Origin of the sequence: Acidovorax sp. Root70 (assembly GCF_001428225.1) — a bacterium.
GTDB lineage: Bacteria > Pseudomonadota > Gammaproteobacteria > Burkholderiales > Burkholderiaceae_C > Acidovorax.
The window spans coordinates 109559-125108 of sequence record NZ_LMHQ01000001.1 but is presented as its reverse complement, the minus strand read 5'-3'; the positions used below and the strand labels follow the sequence as shown (position 1 = coordinate 125108).

The window sequence follows — 15550 nt, the reverse complement described above, 5'->3', positions numbered from 1 at the left end:
GCGCATGCGGCTGTTTTTGTGCCAATCGTGGTGCATGAGGCCCTGCGTTGCTAAGATGCGGGCCCTTCTTCGCACACAGGCACGGTGACCCATGGATTTGCAGACTTGGCTGGCTTTTTTTGCGGCGTCTTGCCTGATTGCGGTGTCTCCGGGCTCCGGGGCCGTGCTGTCGATGAGCCATGGGTTGTCGTTCGGCGTGCGCAAGACGGGCGCCACCATCCTGGGCCTGCAGCTGGGGCTGCTGCTGATTTTGCTGATCGCTGGGGCGGGTGTGGGCTCGCTCCTGCTGGCGTCCGAGGTGGCGTTCAGCATCGTCAAGGTGCTGGGGGCCTGCTATCTGATCTATGTGGGTTTTGCGCAGTGGCGCGCGGGCGACAAATCGCCGGTGCAAGGCGACGAGGAGACCCCGGCTGGCACCTGGCAAAAACGCTGCCTCACGGGCTTTCTGACCAACGCCACCAACCCCAAGGGCATCATTTTCATGGTGGCCGTGCTGCCCCAGTTCATGACCGACGCGCGCCCGCTGTGGACGCAGCTGCTGGTGATGGCCGCCACCACCGTGACGGTGGACGTGGTGGTCATGCACGGCTACGCTGCGGGGGCGAGTGCTCTGCGCCGCCTGATGCGCAGTGCGCGGGCGGTGCGGGCGCAGAACCGCGTGTTCGGCGGGTTGCTGATGGCGGTGGGGGCGGGGCTGTTCTTCGTCAAGCGCGGCGGTCAGCACGCCTGAGGCGGCTGCGGCACCGCTGGGGTGTCAGAGGGTGCTTCTCATTTGATAGCTGCTAGCGCATATGATTATTGCGCTTGAGGCTGATTTGGCTTGTATTTTCATGGACCTGCAGATTCCAAGGAGCTTGTCATGCCAGTAGTTGTTGTCGCCAACCCGAAGGGCGGAGTGGGCAAGTCCACGCTGTCCACCAACATCGCGGGCTACTTTGCCAGCCAGGGGCATCCCGTGATCCTGGGCGACACCGACCGGCAGCAGTCCGCCCGGCTGTGGCTGGGCCTGCGCCCGCCCGCTGCGCGCCCCATTGGTAGTTGGGACACCAGCTCGGACGTCATCAGCCGCCCGCCCAAGGGCACGACGCATGCGGTGCTCGACACGCCCGCCGGCCTGCACGGCTGGCGCCTGAACGATGTGCTCAAGCTGGCCGACAAGGTCATCGTGCCGCTGCAGCCCAGCGTGTTTGACATCTTCGCCACGCGGGCCTTTCTGGACCAGCTGGCCGAGCACCGCCACGCCGCCGGGGTGCCCGTGGGCATCGTTGGCATGCGGGTGGACGCGCGCACCAAGGCGGCTGAGCAGCTGCACCACTTTGTGGACAGCCTGGGGTTCCCAGTGCTGGGCTATCTGCGCGACACGCAAAACTACATCCACCTGGCAGCGCACGGCCTCACGCTGTTTGACGTGGCCCCCGGCCGCGTGGCGCGCGACCTGGAGCAGTGGCAAGGGATCTGCACGTGGCTCAATTCTTGAAGGACAGCGTGAAGCACGACGTACATCCATTCCCCCGGGAAAACACCTGTCACCCGGCAGACAAGGCGCGCCAGAGCGCGGGGCTACATTGCAACGATGAAAATCTTCCGCTCTTATTCCGAAGTCAGCGCCTGCGTGGGGCAAGAGGTCGCTGTGACCGACTGGATCACCATCACGCAGGAACAGGTCAACCTGTTTGCCCAGGCCACGGGCGACCACCAGTGGATCCATGTGGACCCCGAGCGTGCCAAGGCCGGGCCGTTTGGCGCGCCCATTGCGCACGGGTTTCTCACGCTGTCGCTGATTCCCAAGTTCTTCGAGGTGGGCCTCACGATCGAGGGGGCCCGCATGGGCGTGAACTACGGGCTCAACAAGGTGCGCTTCACGGCGCCGGTGCCAGTGGGCAGCCGCTTGCGCGCGCGCCTTACGCTGCAGGCTGCCGAGCCCGTGGCGCCCGATGGCATGCAGATGACCTGGCTGGTGACCGTGGAGCGCGAGGGCAGCGACAAGCCGGTGTGCGTGGCCGAATCGCTGGCGCGCAACTTCGGCGCCCCGGCCTGAGCCGGGTCGCCTTCGGGCAGGAGGTCTGAACCATGGACCGCCTGCAAGCCATGAAAATCTTCGAGCGTGTGGTGGAGGAGGGCGGCTTTGCCGCCGCCGCCCGCGCCATGGACATGTCGCCCCCCGTGGTCACCCGCATGGTGGCCGAGCTGGAGCAGCACCTGGGCACGCGCCTGCTGCAGCGCACCACCCGCAAGCTGGCACTGACCGATGCGGGCGAGTCGTACCTGCAGCGCGTGCGCGCCATCCTGCACGAGATCGACGATGCCGAGGCGGCGGCTGCCGCCAGTACGCGCGACCTGCGTGGCACCATCCGCATCGTGGCGGCGCCTGTGCTGGCGACCAACTTCCTGGCGCCCATGGTGGCGCTGTGGCACGCGCACTACCCCAAGCTCATGCTGGACATCAGCATGGACGCCTATGCCGCCAGCCGGGTGGATGAGTTCGATGTGACCATCATGGTCGCGGGCGAAGACTTCGACGCCAACATCGTCGCGCGCTCGCTGGTGCAGGGCGAAGCCATCGTGGTGGCGTCACCCGACTACCTGGAGCGCCGGGGCATTCCGCGCGAACCGCAGGACCTGGTGCACCACGACCACCTGCGCGACTCCAGTGCGCCAGTGCGCCTGCAGTCGGGGCCGGGGCGCAAGCTGCGCTTGCAGTCGCTGCAGCCTGGCGTGCCCGATGAGGAAGTGGATGTACCAGCCGTGCTGCAATCCGTGAGCACCGAACTGCTGATGCGTGCCGCGGTGGATGGGGCCGGCGTGGCTGTTACCTCGCGCCTGCTGGCCGAGGAGCACCTGGCCCGTGGCGAGCTGGTGCACATCCTGCCGGGCTGGATCTTCTCGCGCTACACCATCTACGCGGCACTGCCTTCAGGCCGCATGTTGCCGGCCCGCACGCGGGTGTTTCTGGATTTCCTGACCGAACACGTGCCCCGCGCCGTGGCGCAAAAGTCCGGCCAGTTCAGCTGAGTTGTGCAAAGCCGCTGATGATCGTGCCTTCGGGCTCGACCACCACCTGCCCGTCGGGCATGGCAAAGCTGTTCTGGCGCCAGGCCTCGAACACAGTCACGGCCACGGCGTTGGACAGGTTCAGGCTGCGTTGCCCCGGCACCATGGGCAGACGCAGGCGCTGGGCGGGTGGAAAGCTCTCGCGCAGCTCGGCCGGGAGGCCTCGGGTTTCGGCCCCAAACACCAGCCAGTCGCCGGGAAGGAAGCAGGTCGAGTGCACGGGCTGCGAGCCGTGCGTCGTCATTGCAAACATGCGTGTCGGGTCGGGCTGCGCATCCCGCAGAAAGGCTGTCCAGCCACTGTGGCGTTGCACCTGCGCGTATTCGTGGTAGTCCAGTCCCGCGCGCCGCATCTGCCGGTCTTCCATCGAGAAACCCAGGGGCTCGATCAGGTGCAGCGTGCAACCCGTGTTGGCCGCCAGGCGAATCACGTTGCCGGTGTTGGGCGGGATCTCCGGTTCGACGAGGACGATATGGAACATGCCTGCATTGTCATCGTTGCACCTGTGAGTTGAGCAACCGCTCGTAATCAAAAGTATCCCTTTGGTACCTGTTCGGTACCTTTTTGGCGGTTTTCAGTCCCGCCCCGTCCGCGCCAGCACCGCGGCAGTGACATGGGCTACGCCCGCCTCGCGCAGCGCCAGGGTGGCTGCGTGCAGCGTTGCACCGGTGGTCATCACATCGTCGATCAGCACCACCCGCTGGCCGCGCAGGGCAGCCGCGCGGGCGGGCTCGATGGCGAACGCACCGCGCAGGTTGCGCAGCCGCTCGGCCCTGGGCAGGCCGCTTTGTGCCTCGGTGGCGTGCAGGCGCAGCAGGCTCTGGTGGTCGGCCTTGGCGGCCGCCAAGTGCCTGGCCAGCAGGGCCGCTTGGTTGAAGCCGCGCTCGCGCAGGCGATCGGTGGACAGGGGTACCGCCAGCACGCGGTCGGCAGCTTCCAGCGCAGGCTCCATCCACGGCGTGCTGCGCATGAGCGTGGCCAAGGCCCTGGCCCACCCCGGATCGCCGCGAAACTTGAATTGCGCCAGTGCGTCGGCCCACGGGTAAGCATAGTCCACGGCGGCAATGCAGGCATCGAAGCCGGGCGGGTTCTGCAGGCAGGCGCCACAGACCGCCACCCCTGCTGGTACTCGCAGTGCACAGCGCTGGCAGCGCGTGGCAGGCTGGGCGAACCGCGCCACGCAGCCGTTGCAGACGCGTTGCGATGGCCAGGCGTGGCAGACCGCGCACTGGCTGGGCACTTTGTCCACCCACCTGTGGAGGCGGCGTGAAATCCCTGGCAAACCCGAAAAAAGCATGAATCAATATACTCGCGCGTCCTTCTGCCCCGCCCATGTCCTCCGAGCGTCCCCCCACCATTGATCCTGTTGCCGCAGCCCGCTGGCACGCTGCGGCACCCGCCGTGTCTCCCTGGCTTCATGAAGAAGTGGCCCGCCGCATGGAGGACCGCCTGCAGTGGATTCGCCAGGCCCCGGCTTCCTGGTGCCATTGGGACCCGGTGCGTGGCGGTTTGCAGGCGCATGGGTTGGTGAGTGCCCGCTACCCACAGGCGCGTTGCCAGGTGTACGAAACCAGCGCCCATGGCGAACCCGTCGCGCGGCAGGCCTTGGCCAAACCGTGGTGGAGCCCTGCCCGTTGGTCTGCAGGGGCCCTGCAGATGGGCGCGCCGGCCGATGCCAGTGTGCACATGCTGTGGTCCAACATGGCGCTGCACATGGCGGCCGACCCCCAAGACCTGATCGGTCGCTGGCACCGCGCCCTGGCGGTGGATGGCTACCTGATGTTCTCGTGTCTCGGACCGGACACGCTGCGTGAGTTGCATGGCGTGTATGCCGCCATGGGCTGGCCACCGGCGGGCCACGCGTTTACCGACATGCATGACTGGGGCGACATGCTGGTGCACGCGGGTTTTGCCGAGCCGGTGATGGACATGGAGCGCATCACGCTCACGTTTGCCACACCCGAGCGGCTGGTTCAAGAGCTGCGCGAGCTCGGTGTCAATTTGCACCCTGATCGCTTTCCCTCATTGCGCGGACGGCGTTGGCGCGACAAGCTCTACCAAGTGCTGTCTGAGCGCCTGGTTGATCCTGGTCAAGGTGGTCAGCTCGCACTGACTTTTGAAATCATCTATGGCCATGCCTTCAAGCCTGCACCCCGGGTGCGTGTCAGCCCCAGCAGCGCTGTTTCGCTGCAGGACATGCGCGCCATGTTGCGTAAGGGCGGCAAAGAGAACTAACCTGTAACGGCCTGTCAATGACTTGGAACAAGGCACGCTACAATTCTTGGTTATTGAGATTTCGGGCATCTTCCCGCGCAATTTGGCAGGCTGTGCCTGTTGTGCCCAAGGCGCAACGTGTGCTGCAGTCGGCAGTCTTGTGAGCACTCACGGTGACGGGCTTGGTTTTTCGTTTTGCCACAGTGTCGGGTCAACGCATTGACTGGCGTCTGGTTCGCAATTGCTCGGTCACTCCGACGCAATTGGGCTGGATGTATCTGTCGCTGTGTGTGGTGTCCCTGGGGATCGCGACGGGCTTCTGGATGCTTGGCGCCCACTTGGTGATGCCCTTCGCGTGGCTCGAAATCTTGGCAGTAGGGATTGCGTTCGCCATGTACGGTCGCCATGCGGCGGATGGCGAGAGGATTTCATTGCAGGGCTCGCGCCTTGTGGTGGAGCTGGAGACAGCAGGCAGGCTGGAGCGCGCGGAGTTTGACCGGAGCCGGGTTCGCGTAGAGCCCAAGACGGGAGACCATTCGCTGATCACGCTGTCTGCACAGGGCCGTTCGGTGGAGGTGGGGCGCTACATGCGTCCCGAGCTTCGACCGGCCCTGGCATCGGAGATCCGCATGGCCTTGCGCGCTGCCTGACCCCACGCAGGCGCGCGAAAGGGATTGGTTAAATTGAGGCTTAGAAGTAAGTGAGAACTATGAAGAGCATTTCCAACAAGCTGGCTTCTCTGCTGCTGATTGCCGGTGCATGGGTGGGCTCCGCAGCCCATGCCGTTCAGGACCTGCCTGGCGGCCCTGCAGTCAACCAGCTGAACCTGGCGCCGCCCGTCACCAAGATCGCAGAAGAGCAGCACTTCCTGCACTGGATGATGCTGATCATCTGCACGGTGATCTTTGTTGCAGTGTTCTCCGTGATGTTCTACTCGATCTGGAAGCATCGCCGCTCCAAGGGCGCGAAGGCTGCCAACTTCCACGAGTCGGTGACGGTCGAAGTGGTCTGGACCATCGTTCCGTTCATCATCGTGATCCTCATGGCCTTGCCCGCCACCAAGGTGCTGGTGGCCCAGAAGGACACCACCAATGCCGACCTCACCATCAAGACCACGGGCTACCAGTGGAAGTGGGGTTATGACTACATCACTGGCGAAGGCGAAGGCCTGGCGTTTATCTCCACGCTGGACAGCAGCCACCGCGTGATGTCCGACAGCGGCAACGTCAAGGACGCGCCCGCCAACTACCTGCTCAAGGTGGATAACCCTATGGTGGTGCCGGTCAACAAGAAGATTCGCATCATCACCACGGCCAACGACGTGATCCACGCCTTCATGGTGCCTGCCTTCGGTATCAAGCAGGACGCGATCCCTGGCTTTGTGCGTGACACGTGGTTCCGCGCAGAGAAGATTGGCGACTACTACGGCCAGTGCGCCGAGTTGTGCGGCAAGGAGCACGCCTACATGCCCATCCACGTGAAGGTCGTGTCTGCCGAGGACTACACCGCCTGGGTGGGCGAGCGGAAGAAGAAGGCCGCCGCCAAGCTGGACGACCCCACCAAGGTGTGGGCGCTGGACGACATTCTCAAGCGTGGCGAAAAGGTGTACGCAGCCAACTGCGCAGCCTGCCACCAGGCCAACGGCAAGGGCGCTGGCCCCATCAAACCTCTGGACGGCGCTGCCGTGGTGCTGGATGCCGACCATGCCAAGCAGATCCAGGTGCTGCTCAAGGGGCAGAACAACGGTGCCATGCCCGCATGGGCACAGCTGAGCGACACCGACATCGCCGCCGTGGTCACCTATACCAAGAACAACTGGTCCAACAAGACCGGCCAGCTGGTACAGCCAGCTGAAGTTGTGGCCCAGCGTGGCAAGTAATCATCGCCCCATCGTATTGAGGAATTCACAATGAGCGCAGTACTCGACAACCACGGGCACGCTGGCGACCACGCACACGACGGCCACGGCCACCATGGCCCCACCGGCTGGCGCCGCTGGGTGTTTGCCACCAACCACAAAGACATCGGTACGCTGTACCTGCTGTTCTCGTTCACCATGCTGATGGTGGGCGGTATCCTGGCACTGCTGATCCGTGCCGAGCTGTTCCAGCCCGGCTTGCAACTGGTGAACCCCGAGCTGTTCAACCAGCTCACCACCATGCACGGCCTGATCATGGTGTTCGGCGCGATCATGCCGGCCTTCGTGGGCTTTGCGAACTGGATGATCCCGTTGCAGATCGGCGCATCCGACATGGCCTTCGCACGCATGAACAACTTCAGCTTCTGGCTGATGATTCCTGCCGCAGCCATGCTGGTCAGCTCGTTCTTCATGCCTGGCGGTGCGCCCGCTGCGGGCTGGACGCTGTATGCACCACTGACCCTGCAGATGGGCCCCTCCATGGATGCCGGCATCTTCGCGATGCACATCCTGGGTGCCTCGTCCATCATGGGTTCGATCAACATCATCGTGACCATCCTGAACATGCGCGCCCCCGGCATGACGCTGATGAAGATGCCCATGTTCGCCTGGACTTGGCTCATCACCGCCTACCTGCTGATCGCCGTGATGCCTGTGCTGGCTGGCGCGATCACCATGACGCTGACGGACCGCCACTTCGGCACCAGCTTCTTCAACCCCGCCGGTGGCGGCGACCCGGTGATGTACCAGCACATCTTCTGGTTCTTCGGTCACCCCGAGGTGTACATCATGATCTTGCCGGCCTTCGGCATCATCAGCCAGATCGTGCCCGCGTTCAGCCGCAAGAAGCTGTTTGGCTACGCCTCCATGGTGTATGCCACCTCGTCCATCGCCATCCTGTCGTTCATCGTGTGGGCTCACCACATGTTCACGACCGGCATGCCCGTGACCGGCCAGCTGTTCTTCATGTACGCCACCATGCTGATCTCCGTGCCCACGGCCGTGAAGATCTTCAACTGGATTGCCACCATGTGGCGCGGCTCCATGACGTTTGAGACCCCCATGCTGTTTGCGGTGGGCTTCATCTTTGTGTTCACCATGGGGGGTTTCACCGGCCTGATCCTGGCCATGGCGCCCATCGACATCCAGCTGCAAGACACCTACTACGTGGTGGCTCACTTCCACTATGTGCTGGTGGCCGGTTCGCTGTTCTCCATGTTCGCTGGCGTTTACTACTGGCTGCCCAAGTGGACGGGCGTGATGTATTCCGAAACACGCGGCCAGATTCACTTCTGGGCGTCGTTGATCTTCTTCAACATCACCTTCTTCCCGATGCACTTCCTGGGCCTGGCCGGCATGCCACGTCGCTACGCAGACTACCCCATGCAGTTTGCCGACTTCAACGCCATCGCCTCGGTGGGGGCGTTCGGCTTTGGCCTAGCGCAGGTGTACTTCTTCGTGGCGGTGGTCATTCCCGCCATGCGTGGCAAGGGTGCCAAGGCCCCCGCCAAGCCATGGGACGGTGCCGAGGGCCTGGAATGGGAAGTGCCTTCCCCCGCGCCTTTCCACACGTTTGAAAATCCTCCCAAGCTGGATGCCACCGCAACCCGCGTGATTGGCTGAACACCATGCCCATGACCCCCGAACAAAAAAAGAGCAACCTGCGGCTGGCGCTGATCCTGGCGTCTGTGGCGGTGGTGTTCTTTGTCGGGTTCATGGTCAAGGTAGTGCTGCTGTCCCGCTGAAGCCACTGACCACCCCATGAGCCTGCACCGCGAAAACGCCAAGATGGTCGGAAAGCTGGTCGTGATCGCGGCTGGCATGTTCGCCTTCGGCTATGTGCTGATCCCTATCTACAAGCACATCTGCGAAATGACGGGCATCAACATCTTGTCGCTGGCCGAGCGGCAAGTGCCAGGCAACGGCGTGGCGGGCAAGGATGTGCGCGTGCCTGCCAACACCCAGGTGGACAAGTCGCGCACTATCACCGTGGAGTTCGATGCGAACTCTCGCGGCCCGTGGGACTTCAAGCCCGCGCAGCGTTCCGTGCAGGTCCACCCCGGTGAACTGACGACGGTGATGTACGAATTCCAGAACGTACAGAACCGCCGCATGGCCGCCCAGGCGATTCCCAGTTATGCGCCTCGCCAGGCCGCTGCGCATTTCAACAAGCTGGAATGTTTTTGCTTCAACCAATACACCCTGGAGCCCGGTGAAAAGAAAACCTGGCCCGTGGCGTTTGTGATTGATCCTAAATTGTCCAAAGACGTCACCACCATCACGCTGTCGTACACCTTCTTCGAGGTGGGTGGCAAGACCCCGGCGGCGCCCGAATCGACGGCGGCTGTGGTGCTGCCTGGGTCGACGTCTGCAGGTGGCACGCAAGGAGCGGGCTCATGAGTGCGCCGCTCGATCAGCCTTCGGACATCAAGCCAGTGCACCGCAAGGGCTCGCTGCTGCGCACGGTGCGCGCAGTGGCATGGTCGCTGATTGGCTTGCGCAAAGGCAGCGAGTACCAGCAAGATGTCGAAAAGCTCAACCCGATTCACATCATTGTGGTGGGATTGATCGCTGTCTTTCTGCTGGTGATGGGCCTGATCGGGCTGGTGAACTGGATAGTGTGAATGTGTGTTGACTGGTTCGTGCGAACAAATACTGAAAACAAAGATTTTGAGAGTCAGGAGCTGAAATGAGTGCATCAACCCACGGCGGAACCCCGTACTACTATGTGCCCGCCGAGTCCCGTCACCCGGTCATGGCCGCTGCCGGCCTGTTCTTTGTGATCCTGGGCGCAGCCCAGTGGATCAACGGCCACGATTGGGGCAAATACTCCCTGGCCGTGGGGCTGGTGTGGTGGCTGTTCACGCTATACCAATGGTTTGGCGATGCAGTGCGCGAGAGCGAGGGTGGCCTGTACGGTCACAAGATCGATCTGTCGTACCGCTGGAGCATGAGCTGGTTCATCTTCTCCGAGGTGATGTTCTTCGGCGCTTTCTTCACGGCTTTGTGGTGGGCGCGCTCGCACTCGGTGCCAGCGCTGGGCAGCCTGGACAATGCGCTGCTGTGGCCCGACTTCAAGGCAGTGTGGCCCAGCATGGCCGCTGGCGTCACTGCTTCGCCTGCAGGCATCATTGAGCCCTTCCAGACCGTGGGCCCCTTCTGGTTGCCCACCATCAACACGGCGCTGCTGCTGACGTCCGGCGTGACGCTGACCATTGCTCACCACGCTCTGCGTGAAAACCACCGTGGCAAGACCATCGGTTTCATGTGGGCCACCGTGCTGCTGGGCTTCGTGTTCCTGCTGGTGCAGGGCTACGAATATTTCCACCTGTACACCGACTTGAACCTCAAGTTGAGCTCGGGTGTGTTCGGTTCCACGTTCTTCATGCTGACGGGCTTCCACGGCTTCCACGTGTTCTTGGGCATGCTGATGCTGCTGGTGATTACGCTGCGCCTGCAAAAGGGTCACTTCACGGCCGACAAACACTTTGGCTTTGAAGGTGCCGCCTGGTACTGGCACTTTGTGGACGTCGTGTGGCTGGGCCTGTACGTGCTGGTGTACTGGATGTAAGCCAGGCCCCGGACGCCATGAAAAAAGCGCCTCGCGGCGCTTTTTTTATTCTCTCCTGGCGCAGGCAGGCGATCTGGTGTGGCCTGCTGGAGGCCCTGGCGCAGGCACGGTGCGCGGATCGCCGGACAGATCAACGCGTGGCGGGCAGGCCTGTGGGTTGGATATAACCCAGTTGCCAGGCCACCAGAATGCACAAGAACAGCACGATCGACAACCCGACGCGCACTGCCAGCGCTTTGGCCATGTGGCTGCCCTTGCTCTTGTCGTCGCGCCCATTGCGCATCATGAAGAACAGGGCCGATGCCAAGCTGGCCACAATGGCGATGAACGCCAGCACTACGAGGTATTTCATGGAGCGCATTATCCCGTGACCCCCCTTCGCCGTCCTGTGGGCCTGCGTTTTTGGCTGATTACCCTGGCTGCCGTGGTGGGCATGCTGGTCACCGCCTCGCTGGGGCGTTGGCAGCTGTCGCGCGCCGCACAGAAAGAGTCGCTGCAGGCGATGCTGGATGCCCGTGGCGCTCTGCCTGCCATCGATGGGCGCACGCTGACGGACCCTGCCAGTACGGCGCCCGAGGCACAACAGGCCCTGGTTCACCGCGCCGTGGAGCTGCAGGGGCGCTGGTTGCCAGAGCACACGGTATATCTGGATAACCGCCAGATGCAGGGTCGCCCTGGCTTCTTTGTGCTCACGCCGCTGCAGCTCGCCGGGCCGGGTGCCGGGGTGGTGCTGGTGCAGCGTGGCTGGGTGGCACGCAATTTTCAGGACCGCACGCAGCTGCCCCCGGTCAAGACGCCCATGGGTGCGGATGTGCGGGTGCAGGGCCGCGTGGCCGCCGCGCCTTCGCGGCTGTACGAGTTCCAGGGGGGCAATAGCGCGCAGGGGTCTTCCCGCATCCGGCAAAATCTCGACCTGGCGGCGTACCGGACCGAAACCGGTCTGGCGCTCGCCCCCCTCACTGTGTTGCAGACGGGCCCAGCGGGCGAAGCGGGCGATGGCCTGCAACGCGACTGGCCCGTGGTCGGCGCAGGCGTCGAAAAGCACTACGGTTACGCATTTCAATGGTTCGGGCTCTGTGGCCTGATAGCACTCCTTTATGTCTGGTTCCAAATCGTCCGACGGTTCATTCGCCCGCGCAGCCAGCCAGCCGCCTGATTTTCAGCCTGGGGCCCGTGCGGAGCATCCCCTGGGGCTGACCGTGCACACCCTGCCCGAGGCGGGTGATGCCGTCGCCACCGTGCAACGTGCACGCTACGGGCGCTGGAAGATGCTGGGTGTGTTGCTGATCTGCGCAGCGCCGGTGGTTGCGTCGTATTTCACCTACTACGTGATCCGCCCCGAGGGGCGGCGCAACTATGGCGAGCTGATCAACCCCCAGCGCACGGTGCCGGCGCTCACGGCGGCCACGCTCAGCGGCGAGGCCACGCGGCTGGAGTCGCTCAAGGGCCAGTGGTTGCTGGTCAGCGTGGCCGGAGGCAACTGCGACGCGGCCTGCCAGAAGCACTTGTACCTGCAGCGCCAGCTGCGCGAAAGCCTGGGCAAGGAAAAAGACCGCGTGGACTGGGTCTGGCTCGTCAGCGACAACGCCCAGCCGCCGGCGTCATTGGCCACCGCCCTGCAACAGGCGACCGTGTTGCGGGTGGAGCCCGATGCACTCAAGGCCTGGATCGAGCCCGCACCAGGCCAGCAGCTGGCCGACCATATCTATGTCGTGGACCCCATGGGCAACTGGATGATGCGCTTTCCGGCGGCCATGGACACAGACGGCGCCGCCAAGGCCAAGCGCGACCTGGAGCGCCTGCTGCGCGCTTCGTCTTCGTGGGACGAGCCGGGGCGGCCAATCAAGCCATGACCAACGCCCAACCGCTGTACGACCTCGCTCCCGTGCTCGAGCTGATGCTGCTGGGCCTGGTGATTGCGCTGGGGCCGCTGACCTGGGTGTGGGCGCGCAACCGCCGCAGCTCGCCCATGCGGCGCCTGCAGGCACTCACGGTGCTGACGTTGTTCCTCACGTTTGATCTGGTGCTTTTCGGCGCCTTCACGCGCCTGACGGATTCGGGCCTCGGTTGTCCCGACTGGCCGGGCTGCTACGGCAGTTCCAGCCCTGTAGGGGCCCGGGCCGAGATTGCGGCGGCCCAAGAGGCCATGCCCACGGGCCCGGTGACCCATGGCAAGGCCTGGATCGAGATGATCCACCGCTACCTCGCCACGGGAGTGGGGGTGCTGATCATTGTGCTCACGGTGTCGTCCTGGGTGCAGCAGCGCCGCGCCCGGCGTGATGCCGTGCCAGCGCCTCCGCTGAGCCCCTGGTGGCCCACGGTGACCTTGTTGTGGGTGTGCCTGCAGGGTGCGTTTGGTGCGCTCACCGTGACCATGAAGCTCTTTCCCGCCATCGTTACCCTGCACCTGATCGGCGGCCTGGTGCTGCTGGCACTGCTGTGCGTACAGGCGGTACGCCATACCGAAAGCGCCCAGGGGCGTGCACCGGTGACCCTGCCGCCCGCTCTGCGCTGGGCGCTGTTGGTGACCGGTCTGTTGCTGGCGTTCCAGGTGGTGCTGGGAGGCTGGGTCAGTACCAACTACGCGGTGCTGGCATGCACCACCTTCCCCACCTGCCAGGGCAGCTGGTGGCCCGCGATGGACTTCGCCCAGGGTTTTCAAATCTGGCGCAAGCTGGGCATGCTGCAAGATGGCAGCCACATTAGTTTTGCCGCGCTCACCGCCATCCACTATGTGCACCGCCTGATGGCCTACGTGGTGCTGCTCGCATTGGGCCTGGTGGCCTGGCGTTTTCACCGCCGGGGCGTGTTGCCCGCGCAGACACGTTGGTTCGCCGGGCTGGCTTTGCTGCAACTGGTGACGGGCTTGTCCAACGTGGTGCTGGATTGGCCTCTGGTGGCTGCAGTGCTGCACACCGGAGGTGCTGCAGCCCTGGTGGTGGTGTTGACCTGGGCCCTGGTGTCCAGCCGCGCGGCGACTGCGCCCCGCGAGTTTTCTGCGCCCACGGGCGCATCGAGAGTATCTGCATGAGTGTTGCCCCCCCCGTCGTTGCTGCGCCGCCTTCGCGGTTCCAGCAGTTTTATGCACTGACCAAGCCCCGTGTGGTGCAGCTCATCGTTTTTTGTGCACTGATCGGCATGGTGCTGGCCGTGCCCGGCCTGCCCAGCGCTGCGCAACTCGGCCACATGGTCCTGGCCAGCGTGGGCGTGTGGCTGGTGGCGGGTGCCGCTGCCGCGTTCAACTGCATCGTCGAGCAAGGCATCGACGCCAAGATGAAGCGCACCGCCTGGCGCCCCACCGCCAAGGGCGAGCTGTCCAACGCGCAGACCCTGCTCTTTTCGGCCGTGCTGTGTGCCGCAGGCTCCGTGCTGCTGTATGTGTGGGTCAACCCGCTGACCATGTGGCTGACCTTTGCCACCTTTGTGGGTTACGCGGTGGTCTACACCGTGATCCTCAAGCCCCTGACGCCCCAGAACATCGTGATCGGCGGCGCCTCGGGTGCCATGCCTCCGGTGCTGGGCTGGGCGGCCATGACCAACGATGTGGGGCCCGAGGCGCTCATCCTCTTCCTCATCATCTTTCTGTGGACCCCACCGCACTTCTGGGCGCTGGCCCTGTACCGGGTGGAGGACTACCGCAAGTCCGGCCTGCCCATGCTGCCTGTCACGCACGGCAACGAGTTCACGCGGTTGCAGGTGTTCCTGTACACCCTGATCCTTCTGGCCGGGTGCATGATGCCGTTCATCTACGGCATGAGTTCCTGGATCTATCTGGTCGCTGCCGTGCTCCTCAGTCTGGGCTTCTGCGGGTATGCGTTCGCGCTGTGGCGCAATTATTCGGACGCTCTGGCCCGCAAGACCTTCCGTTTTTCTCTCATCCACCTGAGCGTGCTGTTTGCGGCACTGCTGGTGGACCACTATGTGCTGTGATGACCTCCATGCAGAAACGAAACGCTCTTCAATTGATAGCTGCTGGTGCACTATCTGTCTGCGCTACAGGCCTTTTGGGCGCATGTTCCGAGAAAAAGGCCGAGTTTAGGGGGGTGGACGTCACCGGCGCCGAGTACGCCCGCGACATTCCCCTGACCGACCACAACGGCCAGCCGCGTCACATCAAGGACTTTGCCGGCAAGGTGGTGGTGGTGTTCTTCGGCTACACCCAGTGCCCCGACGTGTGTCCCACCTCGATGCAGGAGCTGGCCGAGGTCAAGCAGATGCTGGGCAAGGACGGCGACCGGCTGCAGGGCGTTTTTGTGACGGTGGACCCTGAGCGCGATACGCCCGAGGTGCTCAAGGCCTACATGGCCAACTTTGACCCGAGCTTTCTGGCGCTGTACGGCACGCCCGAACAGCTGGCCGCCGTCGCCAAGGACTTCAAGATCTACTACAAGAAGGTCGATGGCAAGACGCCCACGAGCTACACCATGGACCATTCGGCCGGCAGCTACGTGTACGACCCTGCGGGTCGCCTGCGGGTGTACAACCGCTACGGCAGCGGTGCGCAGGCCCTGGCCGCCGATGTCAAAGCCCTGCTGAGCGAAGCGGGCTGAGCCTTTTACAGGCCCTTGGGCTGTCGCAGATTTGCCTCACTGGGGTAGGCAAGAATGCGCGGTGCATCACATTGGCACCAAGTTGCCAGCACATGCCGGGGCGTCCTTGATGCCTATCCTGGTCTGATTCCCTAGAGTGGTTACAGCCATCTGCTGCGGTGCGCCGGGCGGTGGCGTTTTCTTTGCGCTGATGCGGCCGCAAGCAGCATCTGCGCCTCGATCACACCACTCTGTGAAGGAACCAGC

The 15550-nt window shown here is 63.8% G+C and carries 20 protein-coding genes; 17 read left to right on the top strand and 3 right to left on the bottom strand.

Going from position 1 to position 15550, the window contains the following annotated elements; all coding sequences use genetic code 11:
- Window positions 1-91: 91 nt before the first annotated feature.
- From ASD94_RS00555 to ASD94_RS00540, 4 genes are all read left to right on the top strand, one after another.
- The gene (locus ASD94_RS00555; RefSeq protein ID WP_056637133.1) at window positions 92-730 is read left to right on the top strand and encodes a LysE family translocator; all 639 of its coding nucleotides are present in this window, start codon (window positions 92-94) and stop codon (window positions 728-730) included.
- A 129-nt stretch (window positions 731-859) separates the two neighbouring features.
- Complete coding sequence (locus ASD94_RS00550) at window positions 860-1477, top strand: ParA family protein (RefSeq protein ID WP_015015513.1); 618 nt, start codon at window positions 860-862, stop codon at window positions 1475-1477.
- A 96-nt stretch (window positions 1478-1573) separates the two neighbouring features.
- On the top strand, window positions 1574-2038 hold the full coding sequence (locus tag ASD94_RS00545) for a MaoC family dehydratase (RefSeq protein ID WP_056637130.1): 465 nt from the start codon (window positions 1574-1576) through the stop codon (window positions 2036-2038).
- Between the two features lie 32 nt (window positions 2039-2070).
- A complete protein-coding gene (locus ASD94_RS00540; protein WP_056637127.1) occupies window positions 2071-3012 on the top strand; it encodes a LysR family transcriptional regulator in 942 nt (313 codons plus the stop codon).
- Here ASD94_RS00540 and trmL read toward each other — a convergent pair.
- Window positions 3005-3532 carry a tRNA (uridine(34)/cytosine(34)/5-carboxymethylaminomethyluridine(34)-2'-O)-methyltransferase TrmL gene (trmL, locus tag ASD94_RS00535; RefSeq protein ID WP_056637124.1) on the bottom strand — a complete coding sequence of 176 codons (528 nt, stop codon included), beginning with the start codon at window positions 3530-3532 and terminating at the stop codon, window positions 3005-3007. The genes ASD94_RS00540 and trmL overlap by 8 nt on opposite strands.
- A gap of 93 nt (window positions 3533-3625) precedes the next feature.
- Window positions 3626-4348, bottom strand: a complete 723-nt coding sequence (locus tag ASD94_RS00530) for a ComF family protein (protein ID WP_056637121.1) — start codon at window positions 4346-4348, stop codon at window positions 3626-3628.
- Window positions 4349-4383: 35 nt separating this feature from the next.
- On the opposite strand from ASD94_RS00530, the gene ASD94_RS00525 reads away from it, so the two are divergent.
- The 8 genes from ASD94_RS00525 to ASD94_RS00495 all read left to right on the top strand — a co-directional run bounded on the left by ASD94_RS00525 (window position 4384) and on the right by ASD94_RS00495 (window position 10754).
- Window positions 4384-5286 (top strand): hypothetical protein, encoded by a 903-nt coding sequence (locus tag ASD94_RS00525; RefSeq protein WP_056637119.1) that lies wholly within the window; start codon window positions 4384-4386, stop codon window positions 5284-5286.
- A 152-nt stretch (window positions 5287-5438) separates the two neighbouring features.
- On the top strand, window positions 5439-5915 hold the full coding sequence (locus ASD94_RS00520) for a DUF2244 domain-containing protein (protein WP_056637117.1): 477 nt from the start codon (window positions 5439-5441) through the stop codon (window positions 5913-5915).
- A 59-nt stretch (window positions 5916-5974) separates the two neighbouring features.
- Entirely contained in the window at window positions 5975-7144 is a 1170-nt protein-coding gene (gene coxB / locus ASD94_RS00515) for a cytochrome c oxidase subunit II (RefSeq protein ID WP_056637113.1), read from the top strand.
- A 30-nt stretch (window positions 7145-7174) separates the two neighbouring features.
- A complete protein-coding gene (ctaD, locus tag ASD94_RS00510; RefSeq protein ID WP_056637110.1) occupies window positions 7175-8806 on the top strand; it encodes a cytochrome c oxidase subunit I in 1632 nt (543 codons plus the stop codon).
- An 11-nt stretch (window positions 8807-8817) separates the two neighbouring features.
- Complete coding sequence (locus tag ASD94_RS23925; protein WP_225581085.1) at window positions 8818-8928, top strand: cytochrome oxidase small assembly protein; 111 nt, start codon at window positions 8818-8820, stop codon at window positions 8926-8928.
- Between the two features lie 16 nt (window positions 8929-8944).
- Window positions 8945-9583: a cytochrome c oxidase assembly protein gene (locus ASD94_RS00505; protein ID WP_056637108.1), complete on the top strand. Its 639-nt coding sequence runs from the start codon at window positions 8945-8947 to the stop codon at window positions 9581-9583.
- The gene (locus ASD94_RS00500) at window positions 9580-9807 is read left to right on the top strand and encodes a DUF2970 domain-containing protein (RefSeq protein WP_056637105.1); all 228 of its coding nucleotides are present in this window, start codon (window positions 9580-9582) and stop codon (window positions 9805-9807) included. Before ASD94_RS00505 ends, ASD94_RS00500 begins: the two co-directional genes overlap by 4 nt.
- A 65-nt stretch (window positions 9808-9872) precedes the next feature.
- On the top strand, window positions 9873-10754 hold the full coding sequence (locus ASD94_RS00495; protein ID WP_056637102.1) for a cytochrome c oxidase subunit 3: 882 nt from the start codon (window positions 9873-9875) through the stop codon (window positions 10752-10754).
- A 130-nt stretch (window positions 10755-10884) separates the two neighbouring features.
- Here ASD94_RS00495 and ASD94_RS00490 read toward each other — a convergent pair whose 3' ends face one another.
- Entirely contained in the window at window positions 10885-11106 is a 222-nt protein-coding gene (locus ASD94_RS00490) for a twin transmembrane helix small protein (protein ID WP_056637099.1), read from the bottom strand.
- Between the two features lie 15 nt (window positions 11107-11121).
- Here ASD94_RS00490 and ASD94_RS00485 point away from each other — a divergent pair, with 15 nt between their 5' ends.
- The 5 genes from ASD94_RS00485 to ASD94_RS00465 are packed head-to-tail and all read left to right on the top strand — an operon-like array spanning window position 11122 to window position 15304.
- Entirely contained in the window at window positions 11122-11910 is a 789-nt protein-coding gene (locus ASD94_RS00485) for an SURF1 family protein (protein WP_056637096.1), read from the top strand.
- Window positions 11852-12607, top strand: coding sequence for a hypothetical protein (locus tag ASD94_RS00480; RefSeq protein WP_056637092.1), 756 nt, complete (start codon window positions 11852-11854; stop codon window positions 12605-12607). The genes ASD94_RS00485 and ASD94_RS00480 overlap by 59 nt, the downstream gene beginning before the upstream one ends.
- A complete protein-coding gene (locus ASD94_RS00475; protein ID WP_056637090.1) occupies window positions 12604-13785 on the top strand; it encodes a heme A synthase in 1182 nt (393 codons plus the stop codon). Before ASD94_RS00480 ends, ASD94_RS00475 begins: the two co-directional genes overlap by 4 nt.
- On the top strand, window positions 13782-14684 hold the full coding sequence (gene cyoE / locus ASD94_RS00470) for a heme o synthase (protein WP_056637086.1): 903 nt from the start codon (window positions 13782-13784) through the stop codon (window positions 14682-14684). Before ASD94_RS00475 ends, cyoE begins: the two co-directional genes overlap by 4 nt.
- Window positions 14685-14692: 8 nt before the next feature.
- Window positions 14693-15304, top strand: coding sequence for an SCO family protein (locus ASD94_RS00465; protein WP_056637631.1), 612 nt, complete (start codon window positions 14693-14695; stop codon window positions 15302-15304).
- Window positions 15305-15550: the final 246 nt, after the last annotated feature.

Excerpts from the sequence above, each read along its gene's own strand:
- ASD94_RS00555 (WP_056637133.1), top strand. The coding sequence starts at position 92 with ATGGATTTGCAGACTTGGCTGGCTTTTTTTGCGGCGTCTTGCCTGATT.
- ASD94_RS00550 (WP_015015513.1), top strand. The coding sequence starts at position 860 with ATGCCAGTAGTTGTTGTCGCCAACCCGAAGGGCGGAGTGGGCAAGTCC.
- ASD94_RS00545 (WP_056637130.1), top strand. The coding sequence starts at position 1,574 with ATGAAAATCTTCCGCTCTTATTCCGAAGTCAGCGCCTGCGTGGGGCAA.
- ASD94_RS00540 (WP_056637127.1), top strand. The coding sequence starts at position 2,071 with ATGGACCGCCTGCAAGCCATGAAAATCTTCGAGCGTGTGGTGGAGGAG.
- trmL (WP_056637124.1), bottom strand. The coding sequence starts at position 3,532 with ATGTTCCATATCGTCCTCGTCGAACCGGAGATCCCGCCCAACACCGGC.
- ASD94_RS00530 (WP_056637121.1), bottom strand. The coding sequence starts at position 4,348 with ATGCTTTTTTCGGGTTTGCCAGGGATTTCACGCCGCCTCCACAGGTGG.
- ASD94_RS00525 (WP_056637119.1), top strand. The coding sequence starts at position 4,384 with ATGTCCTCCGAGCGTCCCCCCACCATTGATCCTGTTGCCGCAGCCCGC.
- coxB (WP_056637113.1), top strand. The coding sequence starts at position 5,975 with ATGAAGAGCATTTCCAACAAGCTGGCTTCTCTGCTGCTGATTGCCGGT.
- ctaD (WP_056637110.1), top strand. The coding sequence starts at position 7,175 with ATGAGCGCAGTACTCGACAACCACGGGCACGCTGGCGACCACGCACAC.
- ASD94_RS23925 (WP_225581085.1), top strand. The coding sequence starts at position 8,818 with ATGACCCCCGAACAAAAAAAGAGCAACCTGCGGCTGGCGCTGATCCTG.
- ASD94_RS00505 (WP_056637108.1), top strand. The coding sequence starts at position 8,945 with ATGAGCCTGCACCGCGAAAACGCCAAGATGGTCGGAAAGCTGGTCGTG.
- ASD94_RS00500 (WP_056637105.1), top strand. The coding sequence starts at position 9,580 with ATGAGTGCGCCGCTCGATCAGCCTTCGGACATCAAGCCAGTGCACCGC.
- ASD94_RS00495 (WP_056637102.1), top strand. The coding sequence starts at position 9,873 with ATGAGTGCATCAACCCACGGCGGAACCCCGTACTACTATGTGCCCGCC.
- ASD94_RS00490 (WP_056637099.1), bottom strand. The coding sequence starts at position 11,106 with ATGAAATACCTCGTAGTGCTGGCGTTCATCGCCATTGTGGCCAGCTTG.
- ASD94_RS00480 (WP_056637092.1), top strand. The coding sequence starts at position 11,852 with ATGTCTGGTTCCAAATCGTCCGACGGTTCATTCGCCCGCGCAGCCAGC.
- ASD94_RS00475 (WP_056637090.1), top strand. The coding sequence starts at position 12,604 with ATGACCAACGCCCAACCGCTGTACGACCTCGCTCCCGTGCTCGAGCTG.
- cyoE (WP_056637086.1), top strand. The coding sequence starts at position 13,782 with ATGAGTGTTGCCCCCCCCGTCGTTGCTGCGCCGCCTTCGCGGTTCCAG.
- ASD94_RS00465 (WP_056637631.1), top strand. The coding sequence starts at position 14,693 with ATGCAGAAACGAAACGCTCTTCAATTGATAGCTGCTGGTGCACTATCT.